This is a genomic window from Brachybacterium vulturis (assembly GCF_002407185.1).
Lineage (GTDB): Bacteria > Actinomycetota > Actinomycetes > Actinomycetales > Dermabacteraceae > Brachybacterium > Brachybacterium vulturis.
Genome location: NZ_CP023563.1, coordinates 1,126,062 through 1,138,148 on the forward strand (window position 1 = coordinate 1,126,062; position 12,087 = coordinate 1,138,148).

Sequence of the window (12,087 nt, forward strand, 5' to 3'; positions counted from 1 at the left end):
CGTGCGCCGAGGTCACCGAGCCTTGTTGCCGGTGACGGATCCGGTGGCTCAGCCTCAGAACCACCGCCGAAGCAGATGCTCGACCTCATCCGTCCCGGCGGGCCGACTGTCGGCCTCCCACCGCCGCTCCTCCCGGGCGAACAGCGGCACCCGCCACCGGGTCAGCAACGGCGCGAGCAGCGCCCCCATCCAGGCGCCGAAGGAGTTGGCCAGCAGATCCTCGATATCGGCGATCCGCACCCCGCACGGATAGAGCCCGAACGCGCCGGTGAACTGCGTGATCTCGATCAGCGCCGACAGCAGCACCGACAGTGCCAGCGAGGTGGTGGCGTCCTGCCGGAACACGCCCCGCAGGATCAGCCCCAGCGGCAGGAACAGCGCCATGTTCATGAGGATCTGCAGCACCGGGAAGCTGGTGGCCAGCTCCAGCAGCCCCGCCCCGCCGCGCTGCATCCCCAGCACCTCGGCCACCGAGTGGAACGGATCCAGGCGCGCCACCCCGCCCGCACGGCTGCGGCAGGTCAGGGCCACGTCATAGGCCGGAGCGATCGTCAGCCCCGCCAGCGACATCGTGTACACGCAGATCACGAGCACCCCTGCCAGCCGCGACAGTCGCACCCGGCCGAAGCGGCGACGCTGCAGCCACCTCGCGGGCAGCAGGATCACGACGAACAGGCCGAGCCCGCCCGCGATGCCCACCAGGGCCAGCCGCAGCAGCTCACTCATCTCGGCACCGTTCCACATCGTCACCGTACGATTCCGGGCTGGATGCGAGCAGTGATCCCGCCAGTCACCGGCTCCGCGCGGTGACCGGGGCCGGGCCCCGGCTCTTGAGCACCTTCATCGCGAAGCGCGAGGAGATGCGCGAGACGCCGGGGATGGTGATCACCTGCTCGGTGAGGAAGTGCTCGTACGCCTCGAGATCCGCGACGGCGACGCGCACGAAGTAGTCCGGGGCACCGAACAGCCGGTACAGCTCGACCACCTCGTCGAAGCCCCGCATCGTGGTCTCGAACCCTTCGACGGTGGCACGGTCGTAGGCGGTCAGCTCCACATCGAGGAACACCTCGAAACCCTGCTCGAGGGCAGCGGGAGCCACCTGTGCGGCGTATCCCAGGATCACCCCGTCGGCCTCGAGGCGCTGGACGCGACGCAGGCAGGGACCGGGCGTGAGGTGCACCTTCTCGGCCAGAGCGACGTTCGAGAGCCGCCCGTCCGCGCGGAGGTGATCGATGATTGCGCGATCGATGTCATCGAGATCCATACATTGCATCGTAGATGCTCACGGTGCGGAACTGCGCAATCGCAGACCGCCCAGCACCTGGAATGATTGCGGTCGTGACTGATCTGAGGAGTGCTGCCGCGACGGATGCCGCCGCGATGCCCGTGCCGGCCCCGCCGGTCGGAGGCCGTCCCGCCCTTCCCACCGGCTCGACGCCCCGCGCCGAGATCGCCACCGGGGTGCGGCTGTCCTTCGCAGCGGGTCTGGGCATGTTCCCGCTCGGTGTCGCCTTCGGCGTGCTGGTCGTGCAGACGGGCCTGCCCTGGTGGGTCGCTCCGGGCCTGTCGATCGCCCTGTTCGCCGGCTCCGTCGAGCTGCTGCTGGTGGGACTGATGGTGGTGGGGACGCCGCTGGCCACGATCGCGCTGACGATCCTGCTGGTGAACTTCCGCCACGTCTTCTACGCCTTCTCGTTCCCGCTGCGGGTGGTGCGCCATCCGCTGGCCCGCTTCTACTCCCTCTACGCCCTGATCGACGAGGCCTACGCGGTCACGGCCGCGAGCCCGGGCACCTGGAACCGCTTCCGCCTGCTGGCGATGCAGGCCTCCTTCCACAGCTACTGGGTGGGCGGCGGGATCGTCGGCGTCGCGATCGCCTCCTTCCTGCCCGGCCGGATCGAGGGGCTCGAGTACGCGCTGTGCGCACTGTTCGTCACCCTCACCCTGGACGCCTGCCGCTCCCGGGGCCAGATCCCCTCGCTGCTGCTGGCCGGGCTCGCCTACGCGCTCGGTGCCGTGGTGGCCCCGGCCTCGGCGCTGTTCGCGGGCCTGCTGGTGTTCGTGGCGCTGCTGCTGGGCCGCTACCAGCTCCAGCGCCACCGGGAGCGCCGTCATGCCTGAGACCGGGTACCTCCTGGCCGTCATGGGCATCGGCTTCGTCATCACCTTCGCCCTGCGGGCCGCGCCCTTCGTCATCCTGCAGCCGCTGCGGGACTCGCGCGTCGTCGCCACGATGGCGCTGTGGATGCCCGTGGGGATCCTCGCGATCCTCACCGTCTCCACGCTGCGCAGTGCGCTCGACGGGGGACTGGACCGGCTCGTGCCCGCCGCCATCGCCACCGCCGTGACGATCGCGGTGCACCTGCTGGGCGGGCGGCGCACCGTGCTCAGCGTGGGCCTGGGCACCGCCACCTTCGTGGTGCTTGTCAACCTGTCCTGACCGCGCCGCCACCCGCCCCAGAGGGCCCGATAGGATGGACCCGGCCCCGACCCGGGGTCGACGCCCTGCCCCGTCGCCGGCTCCATCGCCGCCCCGCACCCTCGCCGTGAACGCTCACGTCGCCTGCGGAGGCGCGCCGGCCACCACCCGCCCCGCGCCTCCCGGAGGACCCGTGGACTCACTCACCGTCCAGATCATCGTGACCGTCCTGGTCGGCATCGCCTACGTGGTGGGCCTGACCGGGATCGTGGTCCCGGTGCTGCCCGGCACCATCACCATCGTCATCGCCGCCTTCGTGTGGGCGATCGTGATCGGCGGCTGGGCCGGCTGGGTGACCTTCGCGATCGCGCTGGTCCTCGGCGCGATCGGCATGACCACCAGCTACGTGCTCACCGGCCGGCGGCTGCACGCGGCCGAGGTGCCGATGTGGCCGATCTACGTCGCGATCGCCTCCGGCATCGTCGGCATCTTCGTGATCCCCTTCCTGGGCCTGCCGCTCGGATTCCTGCTGGGCCTGTACATCGCCGAAGCGGTGCGGCAGAAGGACTTCAGGCGGGGCCTCACCTCCGCCTGGGTCGCGATGAAGGCCCTGGGCCTGGGCATCCTCATCGAGTTCTCCCTCGCCATGCTCTCCACGATCGCCTTCGCGATCGCGGTCGTCGTCCACTTCGTGACGGCATGACCGGCACCGACACCGCCTCCCGTCCCCGCACCGCGGCCGCGAGCGCCGCCGCGCCCGCCCCGGCCCTGACCGCCCGCCAGCACCCCGCCGTGCTGGTGCCGGGCCTGAAGCGCCTGCTGAAGGGCTCCTGGGAGCAGCGCCGCTGGTTCGTCCTCGCCGTGCTCGGGGCCACCGCCTTCGCGCTGCTGCAGATCGCGACCTCCGCCGTCATCGGCCGCGTCACCGAGCAGGTGATCGTGCCGTCCTTCCAGCGCGGCGAGGCGACCCCGGCGCTGCTGCTCGGCGGCGGCCTGGCGATCCTCGGCATCGCCGTGGCCCGCGCCGTCACCGTGATGGCCCGCCGCGTGTTCGCCGCCGCCACCCAGTTCGAGCTGTTCGGCCTCTACCGCGAACGGATCGCCGCGATCTACGCGAAGGTGCCGCTGCTGTGGCACCGCCGCCAGGCCACCGGCACCCTGCTGAGCTCCGTCTACGCGGACGTCGAGGCGACGTTCTTCGCGATGGCGCCCTTCCCCTTCGCGCTGTCCACCATCGTGATGCTGGTCTACGCGACCGTGGTCGTGGCCCGCATCGACCCGGTGATCCTGCTGGTCATGCTCGCGCTGATCATGCTGCTGATCATCCTCAACGTGCTGCTGCAGCGCTTCGCGACCCCGATCGCCATGCGCTCCCAGCAGCTGCGCGCCGAGGTCGCCGAGATCGCCCACGAATCCTTCGACGGCGCCAACGTGGTCAAGTCCCTGGGCCGTGAGGACGTCGAGGAGGAGCGCTTCGACCGCGCGGCAGATGATCTTCGCGAGGCCGGCATCCGCTTCGGCTACGTGCGCGGCTGGTTCGACCCGCTGATCGACGCCCTGCCCAACCTCGGCATCCTCGCCGTCGCCGTGCTCGGCGCCTGGCGCATCGGCGACGGCCACCTCACCACCGGCCAGCTGGTCGAGGTCGCCTACCTGTTCACGCTGATGTCCCTGCCGATCCGCTCCTTCGGCTGGGTGCTCGGCGACCTCTCCCGCACCGTGGTCGGCGGCGGCCGGGTCCAGCAGATCCTCGACGTCGGCGAGGAGCGCACCTACGGCCCCGATCCGCTGCCCGCGGGACCCGGGGTGCTCACCCTGGACGAGGTCACCTTCGTCTATCTCGACGACCCCGCCCAGGTGATCCTCGGCCGCGATGCCCGCAGCACGGACCTGCAGGTCCGGGAGGGGCACGCCCTGCACGGCGTCAGCCTGCGGGCCGACCCGCGCGCCGGCACCCGGGTGCTCGCCGTCGTCGGGGCCACCGGCTCCGGCAAGTCCACCCTCGCCCTGGTCGCCGCGGGCCTGGTCCATCCCAGCTCCGGCGCGGTGCGCCTGGACGGCGCGGACCTGCGCTCCCTCACGGCCGACGCCCTCACCGCCGACGTCGCCCTGGTCCTGCAGCAGGCCTTCGTGTTCGACGAGACGGTGCGCTGGAACGTCACCCTCGGCGACGACCTCGACGAGGCCACCGTCCGCTGGGCGCTGCGCGTGGCCCAGGCCGAGGAGTTCGTCGACGCCCTGCCGGACGGCCTGGACACCGAGCTGGGGGAGCGGGGCGGCTCGCTCTCCGGCGGCCAGCGCCAGCGCATCGCGCTCGCCCGGGCGCTCGCCCGGCGGCCGCGGCTGCTGATCCTCGACGACGCCACCAGCGCCTGCGACCCCAGCGTGGAGCTGGCGATCCTCGACGGGATCCGCCGCGAGATGACCGCCTCCACCCTGCTGCTGATCGCCTACCGCAAGTCCACCATCTCGCTCGCCGACCAGGTCGTCTTCCTCGACCATGGCCGCGTCGAGGCCGCCGGCACCCACGAGGAGCTGCGCGGGCGCAGCGAGGGCTACCGCGCACTGGTCGATGCCTACGACGAGGCCGCGATCAGCCACAACCTGCTGGAGTCCTCCGGGCCGCAGCCCAGCGACGGCCCCGACCCCTCGGTCGCCGTGCCCGCCGCGCGGGCCCGCACCGTGGCGGACGCCGTCGAGCACCACGGCACCCATCGCCACCGCCACGAGGAATCAAGGATCGACGGCGAGGATGAGTGCGAGATGCCCACCCGGACCGGTGCCCTGCCCGCCGTCGAGACCGAGGAGGAGGACCGATGACCGCCGCTCCCGCCGCGCGCACGACGGAATCCTCCGCCCTCGGCGCCGAGGCCACCACCGAGGAATCCGCGCTGCACACCGTGCGCCGCGGCCTCGCGCTCACCCCGAACGCCCTGCAGGGCCTGTGGATCACAGTCCTGCTCGCCGTCATCGCCACCGCCGGCAAGGTGGTGGTGCCGATCGCGGTCCAGGCCATCCTCGACCGCGGCATCATCCAGCCCGAGACCCCCGATATCGCCTTCGTCGCCGGCGCCGCGGGGATCGCCGCGGCCGTGCTGCTGAGCACCGCGGTGGCCAACATCGTCATGAACCGGCGCCTGTTCCGCCTGGCCGAGACCTCCCTGGCCACCCTGCGCAAGCGCGCCTTCCGCCACATCCATGACCTGTCCCTGCTCACCCAGGGCACCGAGCAGCGGGGCGCCCTCGTCTCCCGCGTGACCAGCGATGTCGACACCGTCAGCCAGTTCATGAGCTTCGGCGGCATCATGCTGGTGGTGATGAGCATGCAGCTCGTCCTCGCCACCGCCGTGATGCTCTTCTACTCCTGGCCGCTGGCGATCGTGGTGTGGCTCTGCTACATCCCGATCCTGCTGGTCATGGGGACGCTGCAGCGTCGGATCCGGGCCCGGTTCCAGCTGGTGCGCACCGAGGTGGGCCGCATGCTCGGCGCCGTCTCCGAAGCCCTCGTCGGCTCCGCGACCGTGCGCGCCTACGGCATCGAGGCCCGCACCCGGGGCACCCAGACCTCCCGCGTCCGCGACGTGCGCGACGCCCAGTTCTCCGTGCTGAAGCCGCAGTCCGCCTCCTTCTTCCTCTCGGAGACGGCCGACGGGCTCGCCACCGCGGTCGTGGTCGTGGTCGGCATCGTGCTGGGCACCGGGGCGCTGGGCATCGACCTGCCCGGCAGCGACCTCACCGCCGGCGGCGTGATCGCCTTCGTCTTCCTCGTCTCCCTGTTCAGCCAGCCGGTGCGGATGGGCATCGAGATGCTGATGCAGGCCCAGAACGCGGTGGCCGGCTGGCGGCGCGTGCTCGGCGTGCTCGACACCCCGGCCGACGTCGCCGACCCCGCCGGCGCCATGGACCCCCACACCGGTCGACGGGACGCGCCGGTCCCCGGCGCGACGGCCCTGCCCGAGGGCCTGCTGGACATCGAGATCCGTGAGCTGCGCTATTCCTACCCGACCGGCCCCGAGGTGCTGCACGGCCTCAGCGTGGACCTGCCCGCCCGCTCCCGCATCGCGATCGTGGGCGAGACCGGCAGCGGCAAGACCACCTTCGCCAAGCTGCTGACCCGCATGATGGACCCCGCCTCCGGCCAGGTCCTCATCGGCGGCATCCCACTGCACCTGATCCCCTACGACTCCCTGCGCTCGCGGGTGATCATGGTGCCGCAGGAGGGCTTCCTCTTCGACACCACCGTGGGCGGGAACCTGGACTACGGCAGGCCCGGCGCGAGCGAGGCGGAGATGCGACAGGCCCTCGACGAGCTGGGCCTGGGCACCTGGGTCCAGGAGCTGCCCGAGGGCCTGGACACGCCCGTCGGCCAGCGCGGCGAGTCCCTCAGCGCCGGGGAGCGGCAGCTGGTGGCGCTGGCCCGGGCCTACCTCGCCGATCCGGACATCATCGTGCTCGACGAGGCCACCAGCGCGGTGGACCCCGCCGCGGACGTGCGCCTGCAGCAGGCCATCGACGGCCTCGCCCGCGGGCGCACCACGATCACCATCGCCCACCGGCTCTCCACCGCCGAGCGGGCCGACCGGATCATGGTGCTGGACGGCGGCGACCTGGTCGAGCACGGCACCCATGACGAGCTGGTCGACCTCGCCGGCGGCATCTACGCCGGGCTGCACCGCTCCTGGGTCGCCCACCGCAGCCAGCGGTGAGGGGCCGGGGCCCTAGGGGGTCAGCGCGCGCCGCAGCCCGCCCGCGGCGCCGACGGCGGCGAGACCGAGGGTGAGCCACAGCGACCAGGTCGCCGCACTCTCCCAGGCCTCCGCGCGCTCCTGCAGCGGCCCCAGCACGGCGCCCCGGGTGTCGATGATGGTGCGGGAGATCGCGCCCTCGCGCGCGGCGTCCTCGGGCGTCGCCAGAGCGAGCAGCAGCGAAACGAAGGTCTCGACCTCCGCCTCGGCGTGCGGGGCGAGCTCCGCGAGCGCCTGCTGACGCTCCCGCAGCTGCGGTTCCAGGCGCGTCGGGTCCTCGCCGTCGAAAGGGGCGCGGCCATGGGTCGCCCGCGTCATCTGCGCCGCCATCGCGGACTCCAGCGCCGCCCACTCCCGCTGCGCCGTGATCCGCGTCCCGGCGGTGTCATCGGCGCGGGCTTCGGCCAGGACCGCGAACCCGCCCCCGGCCAGCAGGATGACCAGCATGGCGACCAGCCACGGGGTCGGGGATCTCCGGTCCATGCGGGCCTCCGAGGGTGAGGGGTGAGGGCTGAGAGTCTAGGCCGACGGCGGCGCCTGCTCCGGTACGCTCCTGCCCGTGCCGGAACCCCAGACGCCGCAGGACCCGCCGATCCCCCCGCTCTCTGCGCGGGACGAGCCGCGGTTCCGGGACCTCGCGCGCAAGCAGGCGCTGGCGGGCGCCTTCCAGGAGCAGGGCGAGCACTACGACCGGCTGCGTCCCGGCTACCCGGACGCCGTGCTCGAGGCGATCCTCGCCCGGGTTCCGGTCCGCGAGGCCGACGGGATGGCGTGCGGGCCGCGGGCGGTCGACCTCGGCGCGGGCACCGGCAAGCTCTCCTGGGCGCTGGTGGACCGGGGCCTCGAGGTCACCGCCGTCGACCCCAGCGTCGCCATGCTCGAGACCGCGCGCCGGCGCGACCCGTCGACCGCGACGAACGCCGCCCTCCCGTCTGCCGCCGCCCGCGCGCCCGGTCCGTCGGCCGGGACCCTCACCACCCGCGTCGCGACCGCCGAGGCGACCGGGCTGCCCACCGGATCCGCCGAGCTGGTCACGGTCGCCCAGGCCTGGCACTGGTTCGACGCGCGCGCCGCATCGGCCGAGGTCGCGCGCCTGCTGACGGCGGGCGGGGTGCTGGCGCTGGTGTGGAACAGGCTGGACGTGACCATCCCGTGGGTGCACCGCCTCTCGCGGATCATGCACGCCGGGGACGTGCACCGCGAGGACTTCCGGCCCACCGTCGGCCCCGAGCTGGAGCTGCGGGGGCGGGGCGTGCAGCAGTGGGAGGACCCGATGCCCACCCAGGACGTCATCGACCTCGCCCGCACCCGCAGCTACGTCATCACCGCCCCTGCGGAGCGGCGCGCGAGGGTGTTCGCGAACCTCGACTGGTACCTGCACGAGCACCTGGGTCATGCACCGGGCAGCACCATCGCCGTCCCGTATCGCACCGATTGGTTCATGTACCGGGCGGTGCGCGGCTGACCGCCGCCGGCTGCGCCCCGACCGGTCCCGCCGGGCACGCGATGGGGAGTCCTCCCCATCGCGGTGCGCCGCGCCGCGCACTACGCTCGGGAACGATCAGGGCGACCGCGGGTGCGGGCACGGGCGGACAGGGGCAGGGATGAGCGACTTCTTCGGGGCGGACACGGCAGCGCTGCGCGATCATGCCGAGCGCGTGCGTGCCGGTTCGGGGCGCCTCGCGGACCTCCGCTCGCAGCTCGCCGCGCAGGTCTCCTCCGTCGAGTGGGCGGGACCCGACGCCGACGCCTTCCGGGACGACTTCACCGGCCGCATCGCCGGGTTGTTCACCCGTGCCACGGCCGAGCTCGAGGCGCGCAGCGGCGATCTGGTGCAGCAGGCCGAGGAGCAGGACGAGGCCAGCGGCAGCGGCGGCTCCGTCGGCGGGAGCGGGAGCGCCGGCGGCGGTGGGGACCGCTCCTTCGGGGACGCCCTCTCCGACTTCCTGGCCAACCCCCTCACCGGCGCGCTCGGCGCCGGGGGCGCCGTGGTCTCGGCCGGCGGGGCCCTGTGGAAGGGCTTCAAGCAGTGGCGCAACCTGCGCAACCTCAGCACGGCCATCGACACCGCCGGCGATGCCGCACGCTCGGCGCAGGCCTTCATCCGCGGCGGGATGATCGACGACGCCGCCGGATTCCTGGGCAAGCTCGGCACCGCCGGACGCTTCCTCGGCGCGGCCGGCGGCGTGCTGGCCATCGGCACCGGCATCCACGACATGATCGACCCGCCGCACGACGGCTGGCGCGGCGTCGGTGACCGCGTCGCGGGCGGGCTCAGCGTGATCGGCGGTGCCGGCGGCCTCGCCGTCGCGCTCGGCGCCGGAGCCATGCTCGGGCCCGTCGGCCTCGGGGTGGTCGCCGCCGCCGGCATCGGCGCCGGACTGTGGGCCGCCGGCAACGCGATCTACGACAACTGGGACTCCATCACCGGATTCTTCGGGGACGTCGGCGGGGCGGTCGGCGACTTCGTCGGCGACGCCGGGGACGTGGTCGGGGAGGCGGCCGACGCCGTGGGCGATGCGATCGGTGACGCCGCCGGGGCGGTCGGCGACTTCGTCGGCGGGATCTTCTGACCGGGACCGGAGCGGGCCTGCCGACCCCACCCCGTAGGCTTCCCCCATGACTTCCGCACCGCAGCAGGGCTCGAGCGCGCCGAGCTTCTCCGCCGAGGACCTCCGGATCGCGACCGACCTGCTCACCCGGCCGTTGACCGAACCGGTCCAGGAGATCGTCACCCTCACCGAGGAGGAGCTCACCGCGCTGGACGGGCTGCAGCACGAGGCGCTGACCCCGACGCCATGGCTCGACGAGACCGCGCCGGACCAGGCGGATCGCGCCCTCGCCACCAGCGCCGCGATGCGCTCGATGATGGCGCGCGGCATCATCGCCTCCACCGCCGTGCTGGATCCGCGGCGCTACGAGGAAGGCAGCCAGGACAGCGCCCGCATGGTCGCCGTCCCCGAGCTGCAGGGCGTGGCCGTGCTGCGCCGCACCTCCGACGCGGTGCTGATCGCCGAGCGCCGCACCGAGCGCGGGATCGCCTACGGCTACTTCTACGTCTTCCACCTCGAGGACTCGGTGCGGGTGCTGTGGGAGGCGTTCGACGCCACCGGCTTCCACCTCTTCTTCCTGCTCGACGGGGACGTGCTGGCCCAGCAGCTGATCGCCTTCCTCGATCCGATCGACGCCATCGGCGAGGCCGACGGCCAGGTCGAGGAGGTTCCCGCCGCCCGGTTCGGCGAGAGCGCGACCGCCGCCCGGCTCGCCTCCGCCCGCGCCGTCACCAGCGTCCTCGTGCTCGATCGGGCGCTGGATGCGCCGACGGGCTTCACGCTGCTGACCACGCCCGAGGCGGTCGAGCTGATGGAGACCGACGGGGAGGGGAGCGAGGCCGTCCAGCACGTCGGCGCCGTCTCGCGCCGCACCCTGACCGAGCTCCTCGACGAGCTCGTCGCCGCCACCGCCCCGGAGAGCGGCGGGGAGCCCGGGCGATGAGCGCGCGCTCCGCCGCGCGACGGCACCAGGACGAGCTCGGTGCCGTGCTCGCCGTCCACCACGACCGTCCCGGGCCGGTGGTGATCGGGGCCGTCGTGCTGGTCTGGGCGATCTTCTCCGCCCTCACCCTGATCGCGCCGGGGGAGACGCCGGTGCTCGCGCTGGCCCCCAGCGTCCTCTTCGCGGTGCTGGGCATCGTGCTGCTGGTGGCCATCAGCGGTGAGCGCCTGGTGGTGTGCGAGCGAGGGCTGCTGGTCGGGTCGGTCGCCCTGTGGATGCGCCCCTCCGTGGTGCGCTACGACCAGATCGTCCCCGGCAGCATCGCCCCGGTCACCGGCGCGCAGCGCTACAGCCGGGAGACGGGCACCGGCGGCATGCCGCAGTCCACGGTGCGCCGATCGCTGTGGACGCGGCGCGGCGTGCACTTCGTGGGGCCGTCGGCGTCCGAGGCCCGGCGGAAGAAGTCCGTTCTGGCCGCCCTGCAGGATCCGCCCCCGCGCTCGATCGACGGCCGCTGGGTCTGGTTCGCGGGGGTCGGCTCGACCGCGCCGCAGCAGGTCACCGCGCAGATCGCTGGTGCTGCCGAGGCGGCCGGCGCCGCGGACCTGGCCCGTGCGACCGCCGCCGCCGAGGTCCGCGAGCTCAGCGGCGATCCCGCCGACGCCTCCCGCCACCTGCCCGGCCTGCCCTGACTCCGCGGAGCCGGGTCTCCCTCACGCCGCGTGAACGCGGGCCAGGGGAGGGTGTCGTCGAGCGGGGCAGGACGTCAGGAGCCGCCGCCGTCGGACGGTGCCGCGCCCTCGGGCGGGGCGATGGTCATATCGGTGACGCGCCAGCGCTCGCCGTCCCAGGCGACGGTGGCGATCAGCTGGCCGGTCACCGAGCTCAGCCGGGTGGCCTGCAGAGACGGATCATCCACCAGGATCGACTCCTCCTGGGTGAACTGGGCGACCACGGTGCCGGTCGCCGGCGGCTCGCCGGTGCCGGTGAAGGTCGTGGAGTGCACCTCGAAGGCGCCGCCGATCAGGTAGCCGCCCTGCTCGGCGAGCACCTGGGCGTTGTCCAAAAAGCGCATGCAGACCCGGCAGTTCGGGTCCACGGAGTCCTCCCACACGGAGGTGTCGCCGCTGCTCATCATATAGTCGTAGGACTCCAGCAGGTACGTCAGCGTGGCCTGCGCGCCCTCGGCGCTCTGCTCGGTGAGGCCGGCGGGCTCCTGGGGCCGGGGCAGCTCGGGGCGGGGCGGCTGCTCGGCCGGGTCCGCCGTCGGCCGGTCCTCCGGGTTCTCGGAGGCCGAGTCCTGCCCGGCCCGGTCCTCGCCGTCGGGACCCAGCAGCCCGCCGAGCCCGATCACTCCGAGGGGGACCACCAGCAGGAGCGCGAGCACGATGATGACGACGCGTTGGACGGGACGATTCACCCGGCCCA

Annotated in this window: 13 protein-coding genes; 9 read left to right on the plus strand and 4 right to left on the minus strand. The window is 73.2% G+C overall.

The genetic code is table 11. The features are described from left to right. Positions 1 to 54 precede the first annotated feature (54 nt). Positions 55 to 726 carry a VanZ family protein gene (locus CFK38_RS04970; protein WP_096804219.1) on the minus strand — a complete coding sequence of 224 codons (672 nt, stop codon included), beginning with the start codon at positions 724 to 726 and terminating at the stop codon, positions 55 to 57. A gap of 64 nt (positions 727 to 790) precedes the next feature. Beyond that, complete coding sequence (locus CFK38_RS04975; protein WP_172895763.1) at positions 791 to 1,264, minus strand: Lrp/AsnC family transcriptional regulator; 474 nt, start codon at positions 1,262 to 1,264, stop codon at positions 791 to 793. Positions 1,265 to 1,338: 74 nt separating this feature from the next. On the opposite strand from CFK38_RS04975, the gene CFK38_RS04980 reads away from it, so the two are divergent. From CFK38_RS04980 to CFK38_RS05000, 5 genes are all read left to right on the plus strand, one after another. Continuing rightward, entirely contained in the window at positions 1,339 to 2,121 is a 783-nt protein-coding gene (locus tag CFK38_RS04980) for an AzlC family ABC transporter permease (RefSeq protein WP_275542288.1), read from the plus strand. Continuing rightward, the gene (locus tag CFK38_RS04985; RefSeq protein ID WP_096802095.1) at positions 2,114 to 2,440 is read left to right on the plus strand and encodes a branched-chain amino acid transporter permease; all 327 of its coding nucleotides are present in this window, start codon (positions 2,114 to 2,116) and stop codon (positions 2,438 to 2,440) included. Before CFK38_RS04980 ends, CFK38_RS04985 begins: the two co-directional genes overlap by 8 nt. 172 nt (positions 2,441 to 2,612) lie before the next feature. Next, a complete protein-coding gene (locus CFK38_RS04990) occupies positions 2,613 to 3,122 on the plus strand; it encodes a DUF456 domain-containing protein (RefSeq protein ID WP_245851228.1) in 510 nt (169 codons plus the stop codon). Further along, a complete protein-coding gene (locus tag CFK38_RS04995; RefSeq protein WP_096802097.1) occupies positions 3,119 to 5,239 on the plus strand; it encodes an ABC transporter ATP-binding protein in 2,121 nt (706 codons plus the stop codon). Before CFK38_RS04990 ends, CFK38_RS04995 begins: the two co-directional genes overlap by 4 nt. Continuing rightward, entirely contained in the window at positions 5,236 to 7,125 is a 1,890-nt protein-coding gene (locus CFK38_RS05000; RefSeq protein WP_096802098.1) for an ABC transporter ATP-binding protein, read from the plus strand. Before CFK38_RS04995 ends, CFK38_RS05000 begins: the two co-directional genes overlap by 4 nt. A 12-nt stretch (positions 7,126 to 7,137) precedes the next feature. Here the strand turns inward: CFK38_RS05000 and CFK38_RS05005 are convergent, their stop codons facing one another. Beyond that, positions 7,138 to 7,647, minus strand: a complete 510-nt coding sequence (locus tag CFK38_RS05005; RefSeq protein WP_096802099.1) for a hypothetical protein — start codon at positions 7,645 to 7,647, stop codon at positions 7,138 to 7,140. Positions 7,648 to 7,723: 76 nt separating this feature from the next. Between CFK38_RS05005 and CFK38_RS05010 the strand changes: the two genes are divergently transcribed. From CFK38_RS05010 to CFK38_RS05025, 4 genes are all read left to right on the plus strand, one after another. Continuing rightward, positions 7,724 to 8,629, plus strand: a complete 906-nt coding sequence (locus CFK38_RS05010) for a class I SAM-dependent methyltransferase (RefSeq protein WP_096802100.1) — start codon at positions 7,724 to 7,726, stop codon at positions 8,627 to 8,629. 139 nt (positions 8,630 to 8,768) lie between these two features. Further along, entirely contained in the window at positions 8,769 to 9,737 is a 969-nt protein-coding gene (locus CFK38_RS05015) for a hypothetical protein (RefSeq protein ID WP_096802101.1), read from the plus strand. 46 nt (positions 9,738 to 9,783) lie between these two features. Beyond that, positions 9,784 to 10,659: a hypothetical protein gene (locus tag CFK38_RS05020; protein WP_096802102.1), complete on the plus strand. Its 876-nt coding sequence runs from the start codon at positions 9,784 to 9,786 to the stop codon at positions 10,657 to 10,659. Continuing rightward, on the plus strand, positions 10,656 to 11,351 hold the full coding sequence (locus CFK38_RS05025) for a hypothetical protein (RefSeq protein WP_096802103.1): 696 nt from the start codon (positions 10,656 to 10,658) through the stop codon (positions 11,349 to 11,351). The genes CFK38_RS05020 and CFK38_RS05025 overlap by 4 nt, the downstream gene beginning before the upstream one ends. Before the next feature lie 74 nt (positions 11,352 to 11,425). Here CFK38_RS05025 and CFK38_RS05030 read toward each other — a convergent pair whose 3' ends face one another. Then, positions 11,426 to 12,079 carry a DUF6318 family protein gene (locus tag CFK38_RS05030; RefSeq protein ID WP_172895764.1) on the minus strand — a complete coding sequence of 218 codons (654 nt, stop codon included), beginning with the start codon at positions 12,077 to 12,079 and terminating at the stop codon, positions 11,426 to 11,428. Between the last annotated feature and the right edge of the window lie 8 nt (positions 12,080 to 12,087).